The organism is Tepidibacillus fermentans (assembly GCF_004342885.1).
Taxonomy (GTDB): Bacteria; Bacillota; Bacilli; order Tepidibacillales; family Tepidibacillaceae; genus Tepidibacillus; species Tepidibacillus fermentans.
Genome location: NZ_SMAB01000006.1, coordinates 63,600 through 88,760 on the forward strand (window position 1 = coordinate 63,600; position 25,161 = coordinate 88,760).

Annotated in this window: 27 protein-coding genes and 1 riboswitch; of the genes, 14 read left to right on the forward strand and 13 right to left on the reverse strand. The window is 37.2% G+C overall.

From position 1 onward, the window contains the following. Window positions 1-88: 88 nt before the first annotated feature. The gene (locus tag EDD72_RS05515; protein WP_132768094.1) at window positions 89-1,144 is read right to left on the reverse strand and encodes a CapA family protein; all 1,056 of its coding nucleotides are present in this window, start codon (window positions 1,142-1,144) and stop codon (window positions 89-91) included. Between the two features lie 216 nt (window positions 1,145-1,360). Here EDD72_RS05515 and EDD72_RS05520 point away from each other — a divergent pair, with 216 nt between their 5' ends. Further along, window positions 1,361-1,912 carry a GNAT family N-acetyltransferase gene (locus EDD72_RS05520; protein WP_132768096.1) on the forward strand — a complete coding sequence of 184 codons (552 nt, stop codon included), beginning with the start codon at window positions 1,361-1,363 and terminating at the stop codon, window positions 1,910-1,912. On the opposite strand, the gene EDD72_RS05525 is transcribed toward EDD72_RS05520, so the two are convergent. The 5 genes from EDD72_RS05525 to EDD72_RS05545 all read right to left on the reverse strand — a co-directional run bounded on the left by EDD72_RS05525 (window position 1,909) and on the right by EDD72_RS05545 (window position 6,035). After that, complete coding sequence (locus EDD72_RS05525) at window positions 1,909-2,559, reverse strand: ATP-binding cassette domain-containing protein (RefSeq protein ID WP_132768098.1); 651 nt, start codon at window positions 2,557-2,559, stop codon at window positions 1,909-1,911. The genes EDD72_RS05520 and EDD72_RS05525 overlap by 4 nt on opposite strands. Before the next feature lie 12 nt (window positions 2,560-2,571). Continuing rightward, entirely contained in the window at window positions 2,572-3,249 is a 678-nt protein-coding gene (gene modB / locus EDD72_RS05530) for a molybdate ABC transporter permease subunit (protein WP_132768100.1), read from the reverse strand. A gap of 11 nt (window positions 3,250-3,260) precedes the next feature. Beyond that, entirely contained in the window at window positions 3,261-4,043 is a 783-nt protein-coding gene (gene modA / locus EDD72_RS05535; RefSeq protein WP_132768102.1) for a molybdate ABC transporter substrate-binding protein, read from the reverse strand. 78 nt (window positions 4,044-4,121) lie between these two features. Further along, window positions 4,122-4,246: riboswitch (molybdenum cofactor riboswitch) on the reverse strand. An 80-nt stretch (window positions 4,247-4,326) separates the two neighbouring features. After that, window positions 4,327-4,803, reverse strand: a complete 477-nt coding sequence (locus tag EDD72_RS05540) for an NUDIX domain-containing protein (RefSeq protein WP_132768104.1) — start codon at window positions 4,801-4,803, stop codon at window positions 4,327-4,329. 206 nt (window positions 4,804-5,009) lie between these two features. Then, window positions 5,010-6,035 (reverse strand): aldo/keto reductase, encoded by a 1,026-nt coding sequence (locus EDD72_RS05545; RefSeq protein ID WP_132768106.1) that lies wholly within the window; start codon window positions 6,033-6,035, stop codon window positions 5,010-5,012. Between the two features lie 219 nt (window positions 6,036-6,254). Between EDD72_RS05545 and EDD72_RS05550 the strand changes: the two genes are divergently transcribed. Beyond that, entirely contained in the window at window positions 6,255-6,623 is a 369-nt protein-coding gene (locus EDD72_RS05550; RefSeq protein ID WP_132768109.1) for a hypothetical protein, read from the forward strand. A gap of 9 nt (window positions 6,624-6,632) precedes the next feature. On the opposite strand, the gene EDD72_RS05555 is transcribed toward EDD72_RS05550, so the two are convergent. Next, window positions 6,633-6,944 (reverse strand): thioredoxin family protein, encoded by a 312-nt coding sequence (locus tag EDD72_RS05555; RefSeq protein ID WP_132768112.1) that lies wholly within the window; start codon window positions 6,942-6,944, stop codon window positions 6,633-6,635. 291 nt (window positions 6,945-7,235) lie between these two features. Between EDD72_RS05555 and EDD72_RS05560 the strand changes: the two genes are divergently transcribed. From EDD72_RS05560 to queF, 8 genes are all read left to right on the forward strand, one after another. Continuing rightward, window positions 7,236-7,475, forward strand: a complete 240-nt coding sequence (locus EDD72_RS05560) for a YneF family protein (protein ID WP_132768115.1) — start codon at window positions 7,236-7,238, stop codon at window positions 7,473-7,475. Window positions 7,476-7,753: 278 nt separating this feature from the next. Beyond that, window positions 7,754-8,932, forward strand: a complete 1,179-nt coding sequence (locus tag EDD72_RS05565) for an ABC transporter substrate-binding protein (protein ID WP_132768117.1) — start codon at window positions 7,754-7,756, stop codon at window positions 8,930-8,932. 108 nt (window positions 8,933-9,040) lie between these two features. Next, a complete protein-coding gene (locus EDD72_RS05570; protein ID WP_132768119.1) occupies window positions 9,041-9,943 on the forward strand; it encodes a branched-chain amino acid ABC transporter permease in 903 nt (300 codons plus the stop codon). A gap of 6 nt (window positions 9,944-9,949) precedes the next feature. Then, complete coding sequence (locus tag EDD72_RS05575) at window positions 9,950-10,903, forward strand: branched-chain amino acid ABC transporter permease (protein ID WP_132768248.1); 954 nt, start codon at window positions 9,950-9,952, stop codon at window positions 10,901-10,903. Next, a complete protein-coding gene (locus EDD72_RS05580; RefSeq protein WP_132768121.1) occupies window positions 10,881-11,654 on the forward strand; it encodes an ABC transporter ATP-binding protein in 774 nt (257 codons plus the stop codon). Before EDD72_RS05575 ends, EDD72_RS05580 begins: the two co-directional genes overlap by 23 nt. Window positions 11,655-11,657: 3 nt before the next feature. Next, window positions 11,658-12,359 carry an ABC transporter ATP-binding protein gene (locus tag EDD72_RS05585; RefSeq protein ID WP_132768123.1) on the forward strand — a complete coding sequence of 234 codons (702 nt, stop codon included), beginning with the start codon at window positions 11,658-11,660 and terminating at the stop codon, window positions 12,357-12,359. 274 nt (window positions 12,360-12,633) lie between these two features. Next, the gene (locus tag EDD72_RS05590; RefSeq protein WP_132768125.1) at window positions 12,634-13,203 is read left to right on the forward strand and encodes a VUT family protein; all 570 of its coding nucleotides are present in this window, start codon (window positions 12,634-12,636) and stop codon (window positions 13,201-13,203) included. Continuing rightward, window positions 13,190-13,621, forward strand: a complete 432-nt coding sequence (queF, locus tag EDD72_RS05595; RefSeq protein ID WP_132768127.1) for a preQ(1) synthase — start codon at window positions 13,190-13,192, stop codon at window positions 13,619-13,621. The genes EDD72_RS05590 and queF overlap by 14 nt, the downstream gene beginning before the upstream one ends. 111 nt (window positions 13,622-13,732) lie before the next feature. Here the strand turns inward: queF and EDD72_RS05600 are convergent, their stop codons facing one another. Beyond that, window positions 13,733-13,951, reverse strand: coding sequence for a MoaD/ThiS family protein (locus tag EDD72_RS05600; RefSeq protein ID WP_132768129.1), 219 nt, complete (start codon window positions 13,949-13,951; stop codon window positions 13,733-13,735). Further along, the gene (locus EDD72_RS05605; protein WP_207893650.1) at window positions 13,929-15,647 is read right to left on the reverse strand and encodes an aldehyde ferredoxin oxidoreductase family protein; all 1,719 of its coding nucleotides are present in this window, start codon (window positions 15,645-15,647) and stop codon (window positions 13,929-13,931) included. Before EDD72_RS05605 ends, EDD72_RS05600 begins: the two co-directional genes overlap by 23 nt. A 210-nt stretch (window positions 15,648-15,857) precedes the next feature. On the opposite strand from EDD72_RS05605, the gene EDD72_RS05610 reads away from it, so the two are divergent. Genes EDD72_RS05610 through EDD72_RS05620 form a run of 3 tightly spaced genes read left to right on the forward strand, consistent with a single transcriptional unit; the run spans window position 15,858 to window position 18,954 of the window. Next, a complete protein-coding gene (locus EDD72_RS05610) occupies window positions 15,858-16,859 on the forward strand; it encodes an acyl-CoA dehydratase activase-related protein (protein WP_207893651.1) in 1,002 nt (333 codons plus the stop codon). Window positions 16,860-16,870: 11 nt separating this feature from the next. Next, window positions 16,871-17,971 carry a 2-hydroxyacyl-CoA dehydratase gene (locus EDD72_RS05615; RefSeq protein ID WP_132768133.1) on the forward strand — a complete coding sequence of 367 codons (1,101 nt, stop codon included), beginning with the start codon at window positions 16,871-16,873 and terminating at the stop codon, window positions 17,969-17,971. Window positions 17,972-17,985: 14 nt separating this feature from the next. Further along, window positions 17,986-18,954 carry an acyl-CoA dehydratase activase gene (locus EDD72_RS05620; RefSeq protein WP_132768135.1) on the forward strand — a complete coding sequence of 323 codons (969 nt, stop codon included), beginning with the start codon at window positions 17,986-17,988 and terminating at the stop codon, window positions 18,952-18,954. A 2-nt stretch (window positions 18,955-18,956) separates the two neighbouring features. Here EDD72_RS05620 and EDD72_RS05625 read toward each other — a convergent pair whose 3' ends face one another. Beyond that, the gene (locus tag EDD72_RS05625) at window positions 18,957-20,333 is read right to left on the reverse strand and encodes an RsmF rRNA methyltransferase first C-terminal domain-containing protein (RefSeq protein WP_132768137.1); all 1,377 of its coding nucleotides are present in this window, start codon (window positions 20,331-20,333) and stop codon (window positions 18,957-18,959) included. Between the two features lie 256 nt (window positions 20,334-20,589). Here EDD72_RS05625 and pta point away from each other — a divergent pair, with 256 nt between their 5' ends. Next, window positions 20,590-21,561 carry a phosphate acetyltransferase gene (gene pta, locus EDD72_RS05630; protein ID WP_132768139.1) on the forward strand — a complete coding sequence of 324 codons (972 nt, stop codon included), beginning with the start codon at window positions 20,590-20,592 and terminating at the stop codon, window positions 21,559-21,561. A gap of 90 nt (window positions 21,562-21,651) precedes the next feature. On the opposite strand, the gene nadA is transcribed toward pta, so the two are convergent. The 3 genes from nadA to nadB are packed head-to-tail and all read right to left on the reverse strand — an operon-like array spanning window position 21,652 to window position 25,095. Next, entirely contained in the window at window positions 21,652-22,710 is a 1,059-nt protein-coding gene (nadA, locus tag EDD72_RS05635; protein ID WP_132768141.1) for a quinolinate synthase NadA, read from the reverse strand. Then, complete coding sequence (nadC, locus tag EDD72_RS05640) at window positions 22,707-23,552, reverse strand: carboxylating nicotinate-nucleotide diphosphorylase (RefSeq protein WP_132768143.1); 846 nt, start codon at window positions 23,550-23,552, stop codon at window positions 22,707-22,709. Before nadC ends, nadA begins: the two co-directional genes overlap by 4 nt. Further along, window positions 23,506-25,095 (reverse strand): L-aspartate oxidase, encoded by a 1,590-nt coding sequence (gene nadB, locus EDD72_RS05645; protein WP_132768146.1) that lies wholly within the window; start codon window positions 25,093-25,095, stop codon window positions 23,506-23,508. The genes nadC and nadB overlap by 47 nt, the downstream gene beginning before the upstream one ends. Window positions 25,096-25,161: the final 66 nt, after the last annotated feature.

A 25,161-nucleotide genomic window follows, 5' to 3' on the forward strand; every position in this document is an offset into this window, starting at 1 on the left:
ACAAAAATTTATCAATGAAAAATGGAGGGAATTCATATTCTCTCTATTTTTTCGTCAACTTATCAAATTTTACGAACTTTGTTTATTCTTATCTGGCTTTTCCTTTTAAATGGCTCGTCGTATTACTCCAAACCATTTTCATAGTATCTAAATCATTTTTCGTTAACCATCGATCTGGGTTTTGAAGGAATTTTTTTATCGGCAATACTCGGAATTTAGGGATTCCTTTTGTCGGTATTTTATGCACCCATGTAGGAATATAGTAAATATCTTCAATTGAAGTACTACCCGAAGAGTCCTTATGAATGACTAATTTCAAAATTATTCCACTATCGGCATGAATATTATTAAACATTCGATCAGAAATAAAATTTCCTAATGAATAGATGGCAAAAACTCGTTTTTCAATCCCATCGATCCTTTTTATTTTTTTGGTTATCATCGGTTGAATCACGTGGGGATGTGAGCCAAGAATAATATCTGCTCCATTTCTCCAGAGAAAGTCGACAATTTTTTTTTGTTTCTCATTGGGATAGCGGTAAAATTCCCTGCCAAAATGCAAAGACACGATTACTAGATCGACTTGGGAACGAATAGATGCAATATCGTTTTGCATTTTCTTAAGGTAAATCCGGTTTACAAGCCATGGGGTACTTTTAGGAACTGCGATATAGTTCGTCCCATAGGTATAGGCAAAGATTGCGATTTTAATCCCTTTTAAATTGAGAACGAGAGGGGTGTCGGCTTCTTTTTGATTGCGAAATGTGCCAGTGTGAAGAAGTTGATTTTGATCAAGTACATTTAATGTACGTTTCAGCCCATTCACACCTCGATCCATGCAGTGATTGTTGGCCGTAGTTAGAACGTGAAAGCCAACCTTCTTTAAAGTCAATGCTAATTCGTCCGGGCAGTTAAACATCGGATATGTTGTTTTCGGATTTCGCCTTTGATAAATCTTTTCTCTTCCAGAAAGGGTGGTTTCAAGGTTGCCGATTGTTAAATCTGCATTACGTAAAAAGGGAGCCACCTCTTGAAACATCGAACCAAAGGAATACTGATTCTTTCCTGGAATTTTGGCTGATGCAATCTGTTTTCGCCACATTAAGATATCCCCTACTGCGACAATCGTAATTTTCGTAGCCATAAAATCCCTCCTTATTTATTCAACATATGCAAGTAATAAAGGATGGGTTTGGGCATTAGCGGGTGAATCCATGCGGTATATACGCCATTTTCATGCAACATATCCACATTAAATTTATAATAGTCTTAGAGAGGACCTTCAATTACCAAAAGTTGGTTAGTACTAACGTAAAAAAAAGTATTATTTTAATAATTAACTGTGAAGAAGAGGAAAGAAATGAAGAAACAGATGATTGAATTACGCCCCTTTGAATGGAAAGATGCAAAAGAATTGTATGAAATGCTTCGGGAACAAGAAGTCCACCAATATCTAGATATGGTATTGAACACCTATCAAAACTATGAGGAATGGTTGCAAAAAATCGAATGGTTAGAAATACTTGGCGAAGCTTACCATCGCTGTGTTTGGAATGAAGAGGAAAAGTTAATCGGTGAAATCTACTTAATCAATATGGATCAAGAAAATAGAAGAGCGGAGATGGGAACTTGGATTGGAAGGAATTATTGGGGGAAAGGGTATAATCGTCTGATCAAAGAGAGGGTTTTGAGTGAAGCTTTTACACGTTTATATTTAGAAACGATTTTACTCTTCATGCAAAAAGAAAATCAGCGTTCAATTCGTTCATTACAAAGGTTACCTTACATCACAAAACCGTTAAATGAACAATACCAAGATTTGATCAAGTATAAGGAGTATAAGTTGGGCAAGACGATTGAATTATTGATTGTAAAGAAAGAAGACTTTTTCTCGTCTTCTTCCTTTGCTTAAATCCGCTCTTCTTTTATAATTTGTCCTTGATAGAGATAGAGAATAATATCCCCTAAGATTCTAGCTTCTTCCCGATCATGAGTGACTAATATAAATGGAATTTGCCATAATTGATGAAGTCGTTTTAGTTCTTGGCGGAATTCTACCCTAGTATCATAATCAAGAGCAGAAAAGGGTTCATCGAGTAAGAGGAGTTTGGGAGAGGTGATCAAAGCACGAGCTAGTGCAACTCTTTGCTTTTCCCCTCCAGATAGATTTGCGGGATAACGTTGTAATAAATGATTCACCTTTAGTTGTGATGTCAACCGTTCGTATTCGTTTTGATCTAGAGGCAAATGTTGATGCTTAACCCCGTATAGGATATTTTGCTCTACGGTCATATGGGGAAAAAGGGCATAATCCTGAAATACACAACCAATCTTCCGTTGTTGCACGGGAAGGTTAATTTTCTTTTCAGAATCAAAGAAGGTTGTCTGATTGAAGAGAATCTTTCCTTCGTCTGGCTTCGTTAATCCAGCAATGATACTGAGAATCGTAGTTTTTCCTGAGCCAGAAGGACCAAAGAGAACAAGGATTTCGTCTTCGAATGAATACTGGACATCTAATCGATATTGAGATAGATTTTTTACAATATGAAACTGAATCAAAACTGCTCGCTCCTAACTAAGATTCATTTTCTTTCTACTCCACCAATTCAGCCATAGCACAGAACTGAAGCCAACCAAGACCATGATGATTACCCACAAACCAGCCAACTTCATATCCCCGCGTTCAACAGCGAAATATATCGCTAGTGGAATTGTTTCTGTTTTTCCCGGAATAAATCCTGCAAACATGAGTGTTGCACCAAACTCTCCCAATGCTCTAGCAAAAGTGAGAATTATTCCAGCTAAGAGTCCTGGCCATGCTAATGGCAGGGTAATGGTTAAAAATACTTTCCAATTGGACGCACCAAGTATTTTCGCCGCTTGCTCCAATTTAGGGTCTACCCGATAAAAGGCCGCTTGAGCGCTCTGATACATCAACGGAAAGGCAACAACGATTGCTGCAAGAACAGCTCCCCACCAAGTGAAAACCAGTTGAATATGTAAGACTTGATCTAAGAATTCCCCAATCAATCCCTTTTTGCCAAAAAGCCAAAGTAACCCAAACCCTACCACTGTGGGAGGAAGGATTAATGGGAGTAAAATAATGGACTCAACAATTGATTTCCCTGGAAATTGTCGAATGGACAAAATTCTAGCCATTATCGTGCCTACTATAAAATCAATGAGAGTAGCGATTGATGCAATTTTAAAAGATAAGAAAAAGGGTTGTAAGAAAGTCTGATCAAACATAGTAACTCCTTTTAAGACTGAAATGGGATAAATCCATATTTTTTGATAATCATTTGCCCTTGTTGACTAGAAAGAAAATCGATAAATGACTGGGCCTCTTTCTTAAATTTACTCTCTTTGATGATCGCAATGGGGTAAACGATTGGATCATGCCATGTTGGATCGATCTCAGTAACGGTTAGCCTTTTTCCATCTTTCATAGTATCACTCAAATAAACGATCCCAGCTTCGGCATTTCCTGTTTCTACATAAGAGAGGACTTGACGGACATCCTTTGTATAAACGAGTTTCGGTTGAACTTTTTCCAGAAGGTTAAGATGCTCTAGCACTTGTTTTGCATATTTTCCTGCAGGAACATTGTCTGGATCACCAATTACGATATGCTGAATCAAGGGAGAAGTTAAACTTTTTAGGCTTGTATTGGCTAATTTTAAATCTGGATCCATGATGAGAACTAATTGATTCGAGAGTAGATTTTTTCGCGATCTTTCTAGCAATAATCCTTTTTTCTCTAATCGATCCATTTTTTCTTCTGACGCAGAGATAAACATATCGACAGGTGCACCTTGTTCAATCTGTCCAGCTAGCGTTCCAGATCCACCGACATTAAAATGAATCGAAATATTTTGATGTTCTTTTTCAAAGATTGTTTTTAGTTCATTCATTACATCGGTCAAACTTGCTGCAATCGATACTGTTAATGTGCTTTTATTCGTAGTTGGTTGAGAATGTGTACAGGCTGTATTGATCAACAGGATTCCCAAAATCAATAATAAAAAGTTTGTTTTCTTCACTATTTCATCTCCTAATGATGGTCTAGGTTGAAAATAAAAAACCGCAAACTCTGTCGAAAGGAAAGAGTAGCGGCTGAAAAAGCTTTAAACTGTTTTCCTTTCCAACAGGGAGGCATAGTTGTTTCCTTCTATACCCTAATCGGCCTACGCATCATAGTTAAATCAAAAACCTTAGATGAATAGGCTCGGAAAACCTATATTCTTCTATACTTCATTATACTAACAAAGTTTTATTTTATTTGTAAACTTCTTGGCGAAAATTTTATGTATTACCGGCCATTTTTTATATTTGATCAATTTGATAACGTACTCGTTCTTTGTCTTTATTGTGATAGAACTTTGCAAACGTTACTTTCTTATTCTCAAGCATAGGGGGAATAAAAAGTTCATCATTTCTTCCTATTTCTCGATTCCAAATCTCATTGAGCGGCACCCATTCTAATGTTCCTTTATTAGATGGATGTAATTCACCCGTAAAATCTTCTGAATAAAAGACGTAAAGAATTGTTTTGGCAAGTACGGGGTCGTTTTCAAATTCTTGCATCATAAAATAAACAATACCACGTAACTCAACTTGGTTTAATGTTAGACCTATATCTTGTTTGATTTCCCGTTTCACAGTATCAAGAGCACTCTCTTGGTCTTTGATTTCCCCACCTGGGAAAAGCCATGTTCCTAAATGACGACCCTTTTCTTTACGTAGCATTAATATTTGTCTATCTTTTACCAATAGACAAGAAACAAAAAATTTCTGTTCCATAAAATAAAATCCTCCCCTTAAAAATACGAATCATAAAACGATATAAAGATCGATATAAAGATAGAGTGCAGTTTTCCTAGGAAATTCTATTAAAAAGTATAGTTGAAATTGACCTGAATTTGTTTGCTTTGTGGAATTCAATTTTAACTATTTTATGACAGTTTGGAAAAAAAGCACCCATAAAAGAAATAGGGTGCTTTGATCTATTATTCTACAATTTTAGCTGGTTTGTTTTCGCTATTGGAGAATGGTTGAGCCAATTTTTTCGCATAACCATTAACCCAAAGTGACTTAATTCGGTCCATTTCTTCTTGAGTTAAAGGGGATTTTTCCGAAGCTTCAGCAAACTCTTTTAAATTTTGTTCATTCGTAATGTTCGGAAATACGGATTTTACTGTTGGTTGGGCTAAAGAAAAGAGAATGGCTAGCTGGCCAATTGTACGGTCGGTTCCTTCATATAAGGGTTTTAACTCTCGAACTACTTCAAGTCCAGCTTTCATCCACTCGATCGGACGGTGATTCCGATGGTCATTCTTATCAAAATGTTTATCGGGATCATAGGTGCCATCTAATAATCCTGAAGCATGAGGAACGCGAACAATAAGCGATTTATGATGTTTTTTTGCATGTGGGAAGAATGCTCTTGCAGGATCTTGCTCGAGAATGTTATTGATAATGTGTACGACATCATATTTTTCAATGGCAGCAAGTCCTTCTTTTTCCCAACCGATATCAGGACCTAAAGCGACACCATAATAACGGATTTTGCCTTCCTCTTTAAATCGTTCTAGGGTTTCCAAAACGGTATCACTTTGAATGGTACTCATTCTTGCATTATGTAATTGGTAGAGATCGATATAATCTGTTTGTAAACGTTTTAAGCTTTCTTCTAGTGAACGCCGCAATGATTCAGGACGCCAATCTTGGGGAAGTTCAGAGTGCCCAGTTCTTACCCCATGATGGGTATAGATATCGTAACCGCCTTTTGTTGAGAGAAAGATGTTATTTCGTTGATCTTTTAGTGCTTCAGCAATAATCGTTTCACCGCGTCCATTTCCGTATACATCAGCTGTATCAAAAAAATTAATACCATAGTCCTCATAAGCGGAACGCAAAAGTCTTTTACCGTATTCTTCATCAGTTACACCCCACCATTTGGTCGCAACTGTCCAAACACCAAATCCAATTTCAGAGATTTGGATGTCAGTATTTGCAAATTGACGATATTTCATAGGATCACCTCTTAAATAATATTAACACTATGAATATAGTGTAACATAAATTGAAATGATGAGGTAGTAGCTGTTTTTTTTGAAATAAAAATTCAAGTTTCCAAAAGGAAGAAGAAAATGGTATATTAATGGAAAACGAAATTTTTAAGAAACCTTTCGTTGTTTTTTCTCGTCTATAGATATAGAAATGGTGAATCACAGTTAAAAGGGGTAATCAAATTGAAGATCTTAATCACCCTTTATTTTATTTTGAGTTTTCTACGGTTAGCGACTAATTTTATGTACTTATTTCTCAATTTTTTCCATACGACTTGGGTAGATATCCATTTTGTTTTCGCAATCGTTGGAATCACGATTTCTTTATTTATGATCACGTATACGTCACAATTGAAAGAACATATTCAAGCTTATCGAAAAAAGACGATCATTCTTCTACTATTTGATTCTGTTTTTTTTGTTTTAGGGTTCATTCTTTATCCGCAATATTTAAAGGAAATCAATCTGTATGCCAACGCGATATTTGGTCACCCACTTACATTTCTTTTAAATCTTGTTTTCCTTTTTTATCTTTTGAAGAACAAAAAATAGCAGGTATGATCAAACCTGCTTTTTTTCTTCGTCTTTTTTAATCTTATCTATTTTTTGATCGTCTTCTGCAAATAGTGCTGCCCACACGTCCTCGTAATTTTCTTCTTTTTTTACATAATTTTTGATGGTGTAATAAAGGTCGTCAGGTGAGCGCATTCCAAATAGGGTTTGAACTACTTCTCCATCGACGAAAAGTTTAAAGGATGGTGCAGCAGATACTTGATATTTTTCCACAATATTAGGTGAAAAGTTAACATTACATTTAAACACCGGAAATTCAGGTAATTGGGGTAAAATTTCTTCGAGAAATCGCTCCGCGATCTCACATTTTCCTCAAAAAGGGGTGGAAAAAAGCACCAATACAAAACCATTCTTTTTATCTATTTCTTCCATGATTACTTTTTCATCTGTTTCTTTCATCGATTTCCCTCACCTTCAAAAAATTTTACGATGATATCATACCTAAGGTATGCTAAAAAAGCAATCTTTACTCATTAGAAAAGTTATGGGTCGTGAAAACGAATTGAACAAATTTTTGAATAGCTCTTTTACTTTAAACTGAATTTGGTTAATATAGAAATTGGAATCATTGAAAAATAAAGGAGAATTTTTATGAATATCGTTATACCAATTATTACTTTTGTTGTTGGAGCAGTGGCAGGTTTCGCAATTGGGATATTTTATTTGAGAAAGCAATTCTCCAATATGGCAATGGATCAAAAACAAATTCAACAAATGGCTAGGCAAATGGGTATGAATTTGAATCAAAAACAATTGAATCAGATGAGTCGGATGATGAATAATATGAACAATAAGAAGAAAAAAATAATAGAAAGTAGATACGGAAAGTGAGGGTGAATATGGCCCTCACTTTTTTTATTCCACTACACGGACAACGGAGCGTGTTGAAATATACAAACTTATTGATATTCTGGTTAAAGTGTTTGTCAAAAATTTTTGAATAGGTGGAATATAACGAGATAATGAAAGCAATTTTATGATATTTAAAAATATTTAATATAGTTGAACGAAAATAGAACGTGTAAGTTTTCATTGAATCATGTAGTATGAGACTTAAAAATATTCAGACATTAATGCTTTAAAGAGAAAATGAAAGGGGAGTCGTTTTGATGAAGAGGTGGATGGTTTTCCTTGCTATTCTTGCAATGGTTGCTAGTATCATCACGGGATGTGGAAGTAAACAGACATCAGGAAACAGTGCAAGTGAGGCAAAAACGATTAAAATTGGTATTGATTTAGAATTGTCTGGTGGAGTGGCCGCATTTGGTTCTTCTGCTTTAGACGGTGCTAAATTGGCTGTAAAAGAAATCAATGCAAAGGGTGGGGTATTAGGAAAACAACTTGAATTAGCGATTGCAGACAACGCTTCCAAAGCGGAAGAATCAACACGTGCCATCCAAAAATTAATCTCTGATGACAAAGTCGTTGCAGTGATTGGTGCAGCAACATCTGGAAACACCTTGGCTGCTTCTACAGTAGCGATGGAAAAGAAAATTCCTCTCATTACTCCTTCAGGAACAGCGACAAAGGTAACGGTCGATGAAAGAACAGGAAAAGTAAAAGACTATATTTTCCGTACATGTTTTATCGATCCATTCCAAGGTACGGTAATGGGGAACTTTGCTGCGAAAGATTTAAAAGCCAAGACTGCAGCGATCTATATCGATTCTTCAAGCGATTATTCAAAAGGACTTGCTAAATCTTTTGAGGAACAATTCACGAAAAATGGAGGACAAATTGTAACCAAAGAATCATACCAACAAAAAGATACAGATTTTAAAGCGGTATTAACACGAATTAAAGATAAAAACCCAGATGTTATTTATGTTCCTGGATATTATGAAGAAGTAGGTAAGATTATTAAGCAGGGTAGAGAAATGGGAATTACCGTACCGTTTTTAGGTGGTGACGGTTGGGATGCACCTCAAATGTTTGAGATTGCAGGAAACGAAGCATTAAACAATACTTTCTTCTCCAATCATTATTCTTCAGAAGATACTTCTCCTGAAGTACAAAAGTTCGTCGAAAACTTTAAGAAAGAATACAACAAAGTACCAGATGGTTTTGCTGTTTTAGGTTATGATAGTGTTCAGTTAATTGCTGAAGCGATTAAGAATGCCGGAAGCGCTGAACCCACAAAGATTAAGGATGCTTTAGCTCAAATTAAAAACTTTAAAACAGTATCTGGAACAATATCCTATAATGAAACCCATGATCCCATCAAATCAGCGGTTATTATCGAATATAAAGATGGTAAACAATCGTTCAAGACAAAAGTTAATCCTTAAATCGGAGGTCAGAATTCGGAAGTCAGAAGTCAGAATAGGGGAAATTGGTGAAACCAATTTCCCTCTTTATGCATTTTATTCTATCTACTTCAATGTGAGGTGCTATCAATGGAATATATCACCCAGCAACTGATCAATGGCATTTCAGTAGGAAGTATTTATGCTCTCATTGCTTTAGGATATACGATGGTTTATGGAATTATTAAATTAATTAATTTTGCTCATGGTGATATTTTTATGGTTGGAGCATTTGTTGGATTAGTGTCGGCAAAAATGTTTCAAGTTCAAGGATTTGATCCGATATGGGTTTTTATTTTTTCCATCCTCTTATCGATGATCGTAAGTGCAATTTTGGGCGTAATCATTGAAAGAATTGCATACAAGCCTTTACGGAATGCATCAAGAATTTCTATTCTCATCACCGCGATTGGTGTCTCTTTCCTTCTTGAAAATGGGGGAATTTTCTTCATTGGACCTCAAGCACAGGGGTTTCCGGAAATTATTCCCAAAAAACAATATCATCTATTTGGATCCATTCAATTGGATTCTAATCAGATTATGATTTTAGGAGTAACCTTTTTGCTCATGGTACTCTTACAACTCATTGTTCATAAAACGAAAATTGGAAAAGCGATGCGGGCTGTTTCTTTTGATATGGAAGCCGCTCACTTAATGGGTATTAATGTAAATACGACGATCTCAGCAACATTTGCTATTGGGTCTGCTCTTGCAGCTGCAGCAGGAGTTATCTATGGAATGACTTACAATTCTTTTGATCCATTGATGGGGATTATCCCAGGGCTAAAGGCGTTTGTTGCAGCAGTATTAGGTGGAATTGGGATCATTCCAGGGGCCTTTATAGGGGGATTATTTCTTGGAATAATTGAGACGACTGTATCCTCTATTGGTTATTCGCTTTGGCGTGATGGTGTTGCATTTGCGATTCTTATTCTCATTCTCATCTTTAAACCTTCTGGTCTATTTGGCAAGAATGTACGAGAGAAAGTGTAGGTGATAATGATGAGAAAAAATAAAAACTTTATTATAGGTGTCCTTATAAGTTTATTTATTTATTTGGTTATTCAAGTCCTTATCTCCATGGGAATATTGAGTGATTTTTGGATTTCAACGATTATTTTAATTTCGATTAACATTATTCTGGGCGTATCGTTAAATCTTATCAATGGATTTACTGGGCAATTTTCGATTGGACATGCTGGATTTATGTCAATTGGTGCCTATCTATCAGCCATCATGACGCTTGATTTTAATCTACCTTTTCCCTTAGCTCTTCTTGTTGGTGGGATTGCTGCCACAATGGCTGGTTTCCTGATTGGTGTCCCATCATTACGTTTAAAGGGAGATTATCTCGCAATCGCCACTTTAGGGTTTGGTGAGATTATTCGAATTATCTGGCTAAATACCGAATATGTGGGTGGAGCTTCTGGATTAAGTGGAATTCCTGCTCTAACGAATTGGACATGGGTGTTTATCTGGATGATGATCACAATTCTTGTGGTAAATAATTTTGTCAATTCGACCCATGGACGTGCGTGTATATCGATACGTGAAAATGAAATAGCGGCTGAAGCAATGGGGATTCATACGACCAAATATAAGGTAATTGCATTTATGATCGGTTCTTTCTTTGCTGGAATTGCTGGGGGGTTATCTGCTCATATGTTTTATATCATTAACCCCAACAGTTTTAACTTTATGAAATCTTTTGAAATTTTAGTTATAGTGGTTTTAGGAGGGTTAGGTAGCACATCGGGTTCCATTATTGGTGCTATTGTCCTTACGATGATTTTTACCCTTCTGCAAGATTATCCTGAAATTCGAATGATCATCTACTCTCTTCTATTAATACTCATGATGATCTTTCGACCAAAAGGTTTAATGGGCACTCGTGAATTTTCTTTTCAGTTAAAGAAGAGGGGAGAACAATATGGCAAACACACTTCTGCTTGATGTGAAACAAGTGAGTCGCTCGTTTGGTGGACTAAAGGCAGTATCCGATGTATCCATACAAATCTATCAAGGTGAATTAATTGGATTAATCGGGCCAAATGGAGCAGGAAAAACAACACTTTTCAATTTACTTACAGGAGTCTACGAACCTTCAGAAGGTCAAATTCTCTTTAAACAAGAATCAATTGGCGGCCTAAAACCATATAAGATCACGCAAAAAGGTGCAGCGCGGACTTTCCAAAATATTCGTTTATTTGGCAATCTTTCTGTTTTGGATAATGTGAAAATTGCTTACCATCAACGTTCAAAACATTCAATTTTCGCATCTATTTTTCGTTTACCTTCCCATTTTAAAGGAGAACAAGAAATGACCGAACAAGGAATGGAACTATTAAAGATTTTTCGACTGGATCACAAAAAAGACGAATTGGCAAAGAATCTTCCATATGGTGAACAACGTCGTTTAGAGATTGCTAGAGCATTGGCCACTCGTCCGAAACTACTTCTGCTTGATGAACCAGCCGCGGGAATGAATCCCCAAGAAACACAAGAATTAATGCAATTAATTCGGTGGATTCGGAAGGAATTCGATTTAACCATTTTATTAATTGAACATGATATGTCTTTAGTCATGAACGTGTGTGATCGAATTTATGTACTGGATCAAGGTCAACTCATTGCCCAAGGAACACCTGCTGAGATTCAATTAAATCCGAGAGTGATTGAAGCTTATTTGGGACAGGAGGTGTAAACCATGTTAAAGGTAGAGAATGTAAACGTTTATTATGGTGCCATTCATGCATTAAAAGATGTTAGCATTCAGGTAAATGAGGGAGAGATTGTTACACTGATCGGAGCAAATGGTGCGGGGAAAACGACATTATTAAAAACTTTATCAGGCCTATTAACTCCGAAAACAGGTACAATTACTTTTTTAGGTAAAGATATAACTGGAATTCATGCTCCTGAAATCGTAAAATCTGGATTGATACATTGTCCAGAAGGGAGAAGGGTATTTGCGAATCTATCTGTTGAGGAAAATCTCGAACTTGGAGCATATTTGCGTAAGGATCGGGAAGTAAAGGAAGATATGGAACAAATCTATTCCCGATTCCCAAGATTACGTGAACGAAAAAGACAACAAGCAGGAACTTTATCTGGCGGAGAACAGCAAATGTTAGCAATTGGTAGAGCATTAATGGGAAGACCTAAGTTACTTCTTCTCGATGAGCCATCGATGGGATTAGCCCCAATTCTTGTTCAAGAGATTTTCAACATTATTCAAGAGATTAATCAATCAGGTACAACGGTTTTATTAGTCGAACAAAATGCGAATCAAGCTTTGAAAATTGCTAATCGAGCTTACGTGTTGGAAACAGGCAAGATCGTTCTATCAGGAGCTGCTAATGTTTTGAGAGCTTCAGAAGATGTGAAAAAGGCCTACTTAGGCGCTTAGGGTTGAATGAGGATGACCTCCCATTTATAGGAGTCTTTTCTTTCGCTTGCATAAAATATTGTTCAAAATTTTTCGGTTGTTGTAAGAAAGAAAAAGAGAACTTGATTTTCTGAAATAATTATAAGATAATTATTTGGTAAAATAAAATTCTTCGTTGTTTGGGGGAAAACCAACGTAAAAAATACCACCAGTATTTAGCCCTGGTGAGGGCTTTTTTAATTTGTTTTAGTTTTCCTTTAAACAACAAGAAAAATATAGGAAGGAGAACTAAACAGTGAGTATTGTATTGTACATTGCGGGAATTATTCTAGCTAATGTTGTTACTGCGCAATTTGCGCCCATGCATTTTGGCCCATTTATAGTTCCTATGGGGACATTTTTGATTGGGTTAACCTTTATGCTTCGTGACCGAGTTCAATTTATTTATGGGAGGAAAAAGACTTATCTTATTATTCTTCTTGCACTTATATTATCCGCGATCACTTCTAGATTTTTAGGGGATACATTATGGATTGTGATTGCATCCGCAATTTCCTTTTTAATTTCTGAATCTACGGATACTGAAATTTACACAAGACTAAAAGTAGCAATAGAATATAAAGTATTCTGGTCGGGAATTGTCGGTGGACTTTTGGACAGTAGTATTTTTGTAATTATTGGGCTATCTCCATTGACAACAGGGATATTACCTTGGAATTTCATTCCTATGGCAATTTTAGGACAAATTTTATTTAAATCTTTAATGCAAATGCTAGGTCTTCTCGTTTTAAAAACCATTCTTCGAAAAAATAACTTTGAAAACATACTGGGGAAGAAAGAAGGGGAATTCTATGGCAAAAGTTGAAGTTAATCATGAAAAGTACAAAAATATTCGTTTTGATATTGAAGATGAAAGTGTAATCTTAGTTGATATATTAGAAACCATTCCTTATGAATATGTTGGTAAAGATATTGAAGTAACGATACCAACTACTGAATTTACTTCTGTTTGCCCTTGGTCTGGCTTACCTGATTTTGCAGATATCAAAATCACCTATATACCTAATGAAAAACTGATTGAGATGAAATCCCTAAAGTATTATTTAACATCTTATCGAAATGTAGGAATCTACCAAGAGCATGCTACGAATCGGATTTTAGAAGATTTGGTTCGGTTATGTGATCCAAAATGGATGAAGGTTGAAGCGGTATGGAATGCACGGGGTGGCTTAGGAACTGTTGTTATCGCAGAATATCCAAGAAAGGAAGTACAGAATTCATAACGAAGAAGAGTAGAAAAGAGGATAGTACTCAATTAGGTTAGATTGTAGTAAGGCGGTGCCCCACAGCTTAAGTGGAAATGGCACCGCCAAATTTGTTATGTCTAATTTTTCTTACCCTCCAGAAATAGGGACAAGGAGCTGGATTTGATCTTGATCTTGTAGTATTTCATCTCCTCTAGAAATCCTACCATTGAGGATCACTAATGCATCAACATCCCATTTAACTCCTAAACCTTCTAGCCAATTGATTACTGTTATAGATTGTTCTAATCGATATTTTCCATTTAAATGTTGTAAATAAGGGAGATTAGCGATGATGTGAACGACCATACCCTTCCACTCCTATTGCTTCTACTTCATCTTGAGGAACATCAAAGACCGTTTGTGAAGCTTCATTGATCTCATGATAGAAATATTCAGGTAATCGGTCATGAGCTTTGGTAAAACCAGCCATGCGGTTAAACTCATGTTCAATCCTTAATGTTTCTTTTCCTAATTGTAAAAGCTGTTCGCCAGAAAATTGCATTCCTGTATAAGCTGTAATGAGATCAGCTACGAGATCCCACCTTCCTGCAATCGCTCCACCACTAAAGAAACACAGACCAGTTGAATCAAAAATAGGGGCCGTTTCCTGTGCTTCTAAGGAAGTTTTCACCTGCCCAATTGGAGAATGATGATCGATTTGTGCTCTGACGGTTTGACCTGCAGTATGGTCTGCACCCATTGGCGAAGTGGAGTAGGTTACCCCCAACCCTTTAATCGCCCTTGGGTCATAGGCAGGCATCGATTGGCCTTTCACAGTTGGAACACGGTATGCACCATATAATTTTCCTACAATTTCGGCCCCGCCACCAATGATTTTACCCAAAAAACCTCCCTTTTTGATTTCCTGTAAAGCTTGAATAACGCCACCAACATCTCCAAATGAAATGATGTTTTGTGACATCAATACACCTAGTGCTCCTCCTGTTTCAATCGTATCAATTCCGTATTCATTACATAAGCGATTGATTTCTGCAATATCGTCCAGATTACCGATTCCAAGATTTGAACCAAGTAACCCAATATTTTCATATTCTAATGGAGAAGTAACTCTCTTACCTGCTTTATCCACAAAAACATTGGAACAACGGATGATACAACCAGGCATACAAGCATGGGTAGGGGAACCTTCGCCACTGCGTTCAATAATCGTTTCTCGTAAGGTTTCGCCTGAGATTTGTTCATATTTTTCAAAGGAACCTGTTGAGAAATTCCTGGTTGGAAGTGCACCTAAACTGTTCGTAGTCCTTACTAATGCGGAGGTACCTAACTCTGGAAAAATCTTGGCCGTACCTGGTGTTTCCATGAGCCAAGTGTGATACTGTTTCATTGCTTGTCTGAACCGATCTTTATCTTTTGGTTTGCTGCGATCAATCCCCGAATCATCTAAGACAATCGCTTTTATTCCTTTTGAACCTGCAACAGCGCCTAATCCTCCTCGGCCATTAAAACGAGTCGGATACCCTTCTTTGTCCTGACCTGCAATCGCTGCTAGGTTCATTTTTTGTTCACCAGCAACTCCGATCAGCCAAACAGCGATATTTTTTCCGTATTTTTCTCGTAACCATTTCGTTGCTTCACTTAAATCTTTTCCAAGGATGGGTGAAGCATCATCAAAGGAAATTTTGTCTTTAGAAATGTAGATGATCTTAAAATCTTCTCGTACCCCTTCGAAAATAAGGGCACGAATTCCTAGTCTACCTAACTTCAAACCAGAAATTCCACCTGCATTGCTCTCTTTAATACCGCCTGTTAAAGGACTTTTAGCCCCGATTGAATATCGGTCTGTGCTAGATGCTCCAGACCCAGTTAATAACCCGTTTGCAAAAATAAGCTTGTTATAAGGTCCAAGAGGATGAGCAGTTGGGGGAACCTCATCATGAACAATTCTTGAAGTTAAAGCTCTTCCACCTAGTCTTTGGTATTTTTCTGCATCAACTTCAGTAACTCGCAGAGTTCCCATATCAATTCTTAATATTTTCATCATGACCTCTCCCTAAAAAATACAAAATCACAGAATTTTCCGTTATTTTTTGTTAAAGTTTAAAATGATCGAACTAGGTTTGTCAATAGATGATTCAAAAAGGGTCTTATCTCTCTTCAAAGACATTTTGCTTTTGTCATAAATGAAGAACACTTTTATTAAATATATAAAGAAAAGAATTTTGACAAGTCTATTTCATAGGTTTTACCCATGAAAGGCGGTGATGAGTCGTTGCGGATTGGGATTCCAAGGGCACTATTATATTATTACTATGCTCCATTTTGGAAACCATTCTTCGAAGAATTGGGAGTTGAAGTGGTGATTTCAGACGAAACCAATAAAGGGATCGTAAATCGTGGTGTACGTGAAGCTGTTTCTGAGATTTGTGTACCAATCAAAATTTTTATTGGTCATAGTTTAAATTTGCTAAGAAAAGGGGTCGATTATATTTTTGTACCAAGGATGGTCTCGATCTCTCCTTTAGAATTTTTCTGTCCAAAATTCATGGGATTACCTGATATGTTGCGACATGGAGTAAATAAACTTGAGGATAAAATTTTAACTTGTCAGATTCAATCCATGGATGATGATATTTCCGATTATCGTCTATATCTGCCACTCGCTGACATTTTGGGGGTAACAGAAGAACAAATGAAAGAGTCTGCAGCAAAAGCTAGGGAAGAATGGCTAGCTTTTCGCATGTATAGCAAGATGGGTCATACGATTCCTGAAGCACTCAATTTAGTAGAAAATATTCCAATTTCTAAACGGAAAGAAGCTTCTCATCCAGCCATTAAAATTGGGGTTCTTGGCTATGTATATAATATTTATGACTCATTTGTCAGTATGGATGTGATTGAAAAACTAAGAGATCTACAAGTTTCATTCATTACATTTGATATGTTGGAAGAACAAGACTTAAAAAATGAGATTCAAGATATCCGAAAGCCATTATTTTGGACATTTACGAATAAATTATTAGGGGCAGGTTATCGTTTTTTTTCAAATCGTGAAGTAGATGGCGTGATTCATATCACGGCGTTTGGCTGTGGTCCTGATTCCATGTTAAGTAAATTGTTTGAGATCCGATCCAATGAGACAGGAGTTCCGTTTATGATGATTCGAGTGGATGAACATACTGGAGAAAACCATCTCCAAACGAGAATAGAGGCCTTTGTAGACATGTTGAAACGAAAAAAAAGAGTTGGGTAGGTGGGATACCTTTGAACGTCACTTTTCCATATATGGGGACAGTTATCATCTATAAAAAGTTATTAGAACTACTGGGGCATCATGTGATTGTACCCCCTAGACCCTCGCAAAAAACACTTGATCTTGGGGTGAAATATAGCCCTGAGTTCGCATGTTTCCCTTTTAAGACGATTATGGGAAGTTATATTGAGGCTTGTGAACTTGGAGCTACAACGATTGTGACGAGTGGAGGTCACGGCCCTTGTCGTGCTGGTTTTTATAGTGAGATTCACCAACGAATTTTAAAGGAATTAGGGTACAATGTTGACTTTATTGTCTTTGATTCTTATTTTCGAGATAAAGAACGGTTTATGGAAAATGTTCGGAAATTAAAAGGGAATTATTCATGGTTTCATGTCGCAAAGGCGATTAAATTTACCTTTGATATGATCCGGGAATTAGACAAGTTGGATCGCTGGATTCACCGAATCAAACCATATGAGAAAGTGCCTGGTTTAACGAAAAAAGTATGGGAAGAAATACAACAACAATTTGATCAAGTGACAACAAGAAGAGAACTAAAAAAGGCGCGAAAAAAGGGTAAGAAAATGATTGAATCGATTCCCTTACAGGAGATTGATCATGAAAAACGAATACGAATCGGGATCGTTGGCGAGATTTATGTGGTAATGGAACCATCGATTAATATGGAAATTGAGAACGTATTAGGGGAATTAGGCTGTGAAGTAGAAAGATCTCACTATTTATCGGAATGGATCAATGATAATATGTTACCTCGATTTCTCAAACATTCAGATGAAGAGGAAATTCTGAAAAAGGGCGAACCGTTTATTGAAATTGAAATTGGGGGACATGCCAAACACACGGTTGGCCGAATTGTTGATTTTAAAGAAAAAGGATTTGATGGAATTATCCATCTCATGCCCTTCGGTTGCTTACCGGAACTAATTTCACAAAGTGTGATTCCTCGGATATCAAAAGAATACGATATTCCTGTTTTGACACTCTCTCTGGATGAGCAAACAGGTCAAGCCAATAATCGAACAAGGATTGAAGCTTTTATTGATCTGATTCGAAATACAAAACTTAAGAAATATACTTATACTGCTTAAAGGGGGAGTTTAGAGTGAGAAATGCATATATTGGCATTGATGTAGGATCGGTGAGTACCAATGTTGTCGCGATTAATGAACAAGGGGATGTTCTTTTTCATTATTATGTTCGAACCAATGGCCAACCCATCGAGTCAGTAAAAAAAGGGATAGAACAATTAAAAGATCATCTTTGTAACAATTGGAATGTTGCCGGAGTAGGTACAACTGGAAGTGGACGACAATTAGCAGGGATTATGGTAGGTGCAGATGTAGTAAAAAACGAAATTACCGCACATGCGGTTGCAACGATTCAGTTTGTTCCAGACGTTCGGACCATTTTTGAGATTGGTGGACAGGATTCGAAGATTATCCTTGTAAAAGATCAAATGGTCGTAGACTTTGCGATGAATACAGTTTGTGCAGCAGGAACAGGCTCATTTCTCGATCATCAAGCGGAACGTTTAGGCATTAAGATTGAAGATTTTGGTAAATTAGCATTAACGGCAAAAAATGATGTCCGAATTGCAGGTAGGTGTACAGTATTTGCTGAATCTGATATGATTGCGAAACAACAATTTGGTTTTTCAAAAGCAGAAATTATTAATGGATTGTGTCAAGCGTTGGTCCGAAACTATATGAATAACTTAGCTCGAGGGAAGAAATTAGAACCACCATTTGTGTTTCAAGGCGGGGTAGCCGCAAATGTTGGAATTAAAGCAGCATTTGAGAAGGAAATCGGTCATGAGGTCATTATTCCTCAATACCATCATGTAATGGGAGCAATCGGTGCCGCTATTTTAGCACGTGAAGAAGTGAAAGGAAGGCGAACTAATTTTCGTGGATTTCACGCACTACAAACAGAATTTGTCCCATCCAGTTTTATTTGTAACGGATGTTCCAATATGTGTGAAGTGATTAAAGTTAAAGTGAATGGTCAAACCGTAGCAATGTGGGGCGACCGTTGTGGGATGTGGCAAGAAAAAGTGAAGCAGATTATTTAGCTTCACTTTTTCCATCTTAACCCTTTTGGGTAGTGATTTTTTAATTGGCCATTTGCAATTTTTCCCCATCCTAACGGAAATCCATGAGTTGTAACGAGTATCCAACCTTTCAAAGGCGGGTCAACAAAAAAGGATTCTCCTTTTAAATATTTTTCAGTATTTTCAAAATCCAAATCAAGCGATTGTTTTACTTCTTTCATGGTTAAACCCATTGCTAAGGCATGACCAGGTTCAAAGCGATTTTTCTTTATTTCTCCAAGATGCCAACCAATACGTGCAATTTTGATCCCCTTTAAATCGGGAAGGTTATCTGGCACAAGATAGAGATGATCGCCAAAAGTATGAAAGGTTCCGTTTAGTGACTGGATTAGATTTTCTCTGACAAAGGATTGATAAAATTTTAACGCTTCTGAATTTGCCTTATACTGCATTGGCTTCATTTTTGCAGTGATCGTTGACTCTTTTTTTCGTAATTTCGCAATGAAATGTCCTTCTCCCTTTAATAAGTGGGGCCATAGCCTGACTGTTGAAGTGATCGAGGGATTTTGTTTTTCATTTATCCATTCAGGATGGCCTTGTGCAAAAAGATTTGCTAACTCATTAGGAATCGTTTCAATCTCAAACTGGTGGTATCGTTCTAAAAAGGCTGCGACTGTTCCTTCATTTTCTTCAGGAGCAAATGTACATGTAGAATAGACGAGGATGCCACCAGGCTTGAGCATTTTTTGGGCTTCATCCAAGATTCCCTTTTGACGGATCGCACAGAATTGGACATGCTCTTCTGACCATTCCCCAATCGTTTCAGGGTTCTTACGGAACATACCTTCACCAGAACAGGGTGCATCCACTAGGATTCGATCAAAGTATTCAGGAAAAACTTTTGCTAGTTGTTCAGGTGACTCATTGGTAACAACACTATTTTTGGCACCAAAACGTTCTAAGTTTTCAACCAAAGCTTTTACTCTCGTTGGATGGATTTCGTTCGCCACCAATAAACCTTGGTGGTTCAGTTTTGTTGCGATATGGGTCGATTTACCCCCTGGGGCAGCACTAAGATCAAGAATTTTCTCACCTGGTTGTGGATCGAGAACTTCAGTCACAGCCATTGCACTTGGTTCTTGGATATAATAAAGGCCTGCTGAATGAAAGGGATGTTTTCCCGGACGGTCCTCTTCCTTATAATAAAATCCCTCTTTTGTCCAAGGAATAGATTCTAAAGAAAAGGGTACACTTTGCAAAAATGAAGGAATATCAATTTTTAGAGTGTTTACCCTTAGTCCATGGGTTTGCGATTGTTCATAACTTCGGCGAAAGGATTCGAACGATTCACCTAGTAATTGTTGCATTCGTAGCAAAAAAGCTTGAGGTAGCTGAACCATAGATTGCGCTCCAATCATCAAAGTAAGATGAAGAATTACCCATTCATTATATAGAATTTCCAAATAAAAGTTCAATAAGACCGATATGAAATGCAATTTTTGTTTAAATGAAGGGAACAATACTTCTAATTATAGAAGAAGAGCAGATGAAAAATAGACATATTTCAAAGAATAAAGATAGAATGAGTAATAAATTCATGGTATTCTATATAATGTTATGGTCATCTGTTGATTTTATCAAAAAGGAGGACTCATTGTGAGTGATTTGTTTTTAGAATTAAAAGAAAAAGTCCAAGCAGCTTATCCCACAATTGTATTTCCCGAAGGACTTGATGAAAGAATCCTAACAGCCGCAAGCCGTCTATCTAAAGAGAAAATTTTAACACCGATTTTAATCGGAAATGAAGAAGAAGTGCAAGCCAAAATCAAAGAATTGGGTTTGGAATTTCTTGATGTACATATTTATAATCCAGCTACTTATCCAGAGTTTGATGAATTAGTTACCACTTTTGTGGAGCGTAGAAAAGGAAAGTCCACCGAAGAAGAAGCTCGTAAAATTTTACTAGATGAAAATTATTTTGGAACCATGTTAGTTTATCTTGGAAAAGCCCACGGTCTTGTTAGTGGTGCGGCTCATTCTACAGCAGATACCGTTCGTCCAGCACTACAAATCATCAAGACAAAACCTGGAATCAAGAAAACTTCTGGGGCGTTTATTATGGTAAGAGGAGAAGAACGTTATCTTTTCTCTGACTGTGCGATTAATATTGCGCCAGATAGCCAAGATCTAGCAGAAAATGCGGTTGTTAGTGCAGAAACAGCTCGTGTGTTTGGAATTGAACCAAAGGTTGCCATGTTAAGTTTTTCCACAAAAGGTTCTGCAGTATCACCAGAGACTGAAAAAGTGGTAGAAGCTACCCGTTTAGCAAAAGAAATGGCACCAGATGTTCTCATTGATGGAGAATTCCAATTTGATGCAGCGTTTGTTCCTGAAGTGGCGAAAAAGAAAGCACCAGATTCACCACTAAAAGGAAATGCAACTGTCTTTATCTTTCCAAGCCTCGAAGCGGGAAACATTGGCTATAAAATGGTTCAACGTTTAGGTGGATTTGAAGCAATTGGGCCAATTCTTCAAGGGTTAAATAAGCCTGTGAATGACCTTTCCCGTGGTTGTAATGCAGAAGATGTTTATAAGCTTTCCCTAATCACAGCTGCTCAAGGAATTTAAAATAAATAAGCTGTCAAGTCATGATTGACAGCTTGGAAACCACTAGAACTAAAACACTAGTGGTTTTTTGTTGCTTTCTACTGACAATTTTCATAAAGATAACATTCGTTCAAGTGCAATCTTGGCATCTTTAGCGGTATTTTGATCTACGAGAATTTGATTCCGAACTTCTCCTGTTTCTAATGCTTCTAGAATATCGAGTAAATGTTTTAATTCGATTTTGTTCATGGTAGAGCACAGACAAGGGTAGGGATTTAATGGAATAATTTCTTTGTCTGTATAGGTTTGTGCCAAACGATGCACGAGATTATGCTCCGTACCAACCGCCCACTTGCTCCCACTAGGAGAAGCCGCAATCGTATTGATAATTTTATTGGTTGAACCATTTTCATCGGCTAATTGAACAATTTCGATTGGGCATTCTGGGTGAACGATAATCTTCATATCTGGTTTTGTTTTTCGAATATGATTGACCTGTTTTGTAGTAAATTTTTCGTGAACATTACAATGTCCCTTCCAGAGAATCATTTTAATTTGATTGATGTCACCATCATATTCTAATCGTTCCAAAATCGGGTCCCATATAGCCATCTGGTCTAATGGGATACCAAGCTCAAATCCTGTATTTCTCCCTAAATGTTGATCGGGTAAGAAAAGGATACGTTCCTTTTGAGTGAAAGCCCAACGAACTACCTGTTTCGCATTGGAGGAGGTTAAGGTTGAACCACCATTTCTTCCGACAAATGCTTTAATTGCAGCTGTAGAATTTACATACGTCAGCGGAAGAATGGTATCCTCGAAATGAGCTTGAAGCTGGTTCCATGCTCGTTCAGTTTGTTCAATGTTGGCCATATCTGCCATTGAACATCCCGCATCAAGGGAGGGGAGAATTACCTTTTGATATTCATCGGTTAGAATATCTGCTGTTTCAGCCATAAAATGCACACCACAAAAGATAATAAATTCAGCCGTTTTGTTTTTGGCAGCTAGTTGTGCTAATTGAAGTGAATCACCGACATCATCAGCGAATTGAATCACTTCATTTTTTTGATAATGATGCCCTGGGATGTAGAGGCGGTCACCAAACTTTTGCTTGATTTCTAGTATTCGTTGCTCCATTTGTTCAGTCGTTTGCTCTAATACGTTCATCCTTTCTTCCCTCCAATGATGTTGAAGCTAATATCTAAGGCACGAATCGAATGAGTTAACATTCCTAATGAGATGTAATCTACTCCTGTATCACGGTATTCAGCAATGTTCTCTAATGTAATGCCACCACTTGCTTCTGTTACAATGGACTTGGGAACACAGGAAACAAATTCTTTAATTTGATCAGGTGAACAGTTATCCAATAGAATCACGTCGACATTAGCTTCGATTGCTTCTCGTAACTCTTCCTTTGATTCGATTTCTACTTCCACTTTTACCATATGTCCAAGTTGTTCTCTTACTTTCTGTACGGCTTTGGTGATGCTTCCTGCATAGGCGATATGATTATCTTTAATCAAGACCCCATCATAAAGTCCAAGGCGATGATTAAATCCGCCACCACAACGAACGGCATATTTTTCTAACATACGTAGACCAGGTGTTGTTTTTCGTGTATCACAAATACGGGTATGTTTACTATTTAGCCTTTCTACCGTACGGTGTGTCATCGTGGCAATTCCACTCATCCGTTGTACAAGATTGAGAATGACCCGTTCCCCACTTAAAAGATAAATGATCGGACCGCAAGCTTTGGCAATAACTTCCCCAGCCTTCACGTAGTCGCCATCCTTTTTATAGAAGGTGACTTCAATAGACGGATCAAATAATTGATAACCTTCTTTAATAATCGGTAGACCACAAACCACACCATCTTCCTTTACTAGAAAATGTCCACAACTGTTATCATCTGGTAAAAAAATCGTTTCGCTTGTAATATCCCTTTCGCCAATGTCTTCAATAAATAGCTGTTGCAAAAGTTTCTTTAATTTGATCGTATTCATTTGTTTCTCTCCTTCGAACGATGTATCTTTTTCTCCAATTTAGTTCATCCTCATTGGGAAAATCCGTACGAAAATGTGCTCCCCGGCTTTCCTTCCTTTCTAATGCAGAAGTTATCATGAGCCAACCAACTGTTAACATATTTAGTCTGGTTAATTGATCTTTTGTTAGTAAAATGGTTTTTATTACGTTTATCGTAGATAAAAATGATTCAAACCACTGCTTTGCAAAGGTAAGCCCCTCAGGGGTACGTACAATACCTACGTATTTGAGCATAATTTCTCGGATTTCTTCTTGAGAAGGTAGGGAAATCTCGATTTGCTGGTTCGATTCATGAATGAAAGGAAAAGGAAACAGGGGTTCCCCTTCAATATCTATTTTCAGTAAAATAGACTCAGCCGTTTGCTTCGCAAAGAATAAACCTTCTAAGAGTGAATTACTAGCAAGTCTGTTCGAACCATGAACACCAGTAAAGGCGGTTTCCCCAATGGCGTAAAGCCGAGGAATAGATGTTTCTCCTGACGAATTGGTCTTGATCCCTCCCATGAGGAAGTGAGCGGCAGGAGAGATAGGCAAAAGCTGAATTTGTAGATCTAAGCCACTTTCAATACAGATTTGAGTAATGGAAGGGAAACGCTTTGAAAAATCTTTAATCATGGAAATATCTAAAAATACTTGATCTCCTTGATTCATCACGTCATAAATCTGTCGTGCAACAACATCTCTTGGGGCTAAATCTTTAAGTGGGTGAATTCCTTCCATGATTGAGATACCATCTTGATTAACAAGCTTTGCCCCTTCACCACGTACTGCTTCCGATATTAGCCCATGTGCTTTTCCATCATAAAATAAAACTGTGGGATGAAATTGCATAAATTCGAGGTCGGCAAGTTCTGCACCCGCTCGGTAAGCCATAGCAAGACCATCACCTGTAATGGTAGGCGAATTTGAAGTAACCGGATAAAGTCCACCTGCTCCGCCAGTGGCCATAATTGTATGTTGAGCTTGATAAAAAATTGTTTCATCTTTACGATTCTTTGCAATAGCTCCAACGCAATGACCTTCGAAAATAACAAGGTCATAGGCAGTTACCTGTTCATCAATTCTTATTTCATTTTCTATAGATTTTAATAAGTGATTGATAACATTTTTCCCAGTTGCATCTCCACCAGCATGAACAATCCGTCGTTTGTGATGTCCACCTTCTCGTCCAAGGGAGAGAGACCCATTCTCTTGCCGATCAAAAGGAACACCTAGTTGAATAAGTTCTTTAATGAGATCGGGAGCATGCTTAATCATCAATTCCGTTGCTTCTTCGATATGATGAAAATTCCCTGCAGTTAACGTATCTAAATAATGATTTTTCCAATGATCTTTTTCATATATGGATGCTGCAATTCCACCCTGTGCCAGATAGGAATTACTATGAGTTACATTTGATTTGGTAATCAAGATCACTTTTTTCTTATTTGATAAAAGTTTTGCTGCATACAGTCCTGCAATCCCACTACCAATAATCAGAACATCCGCTTTGATTGTTTCCATGGTAAGGTCCTCCTTTATTGACCATCCAAGTGTCTTTACACATATGTTTACACAAAAGAAAGAGTA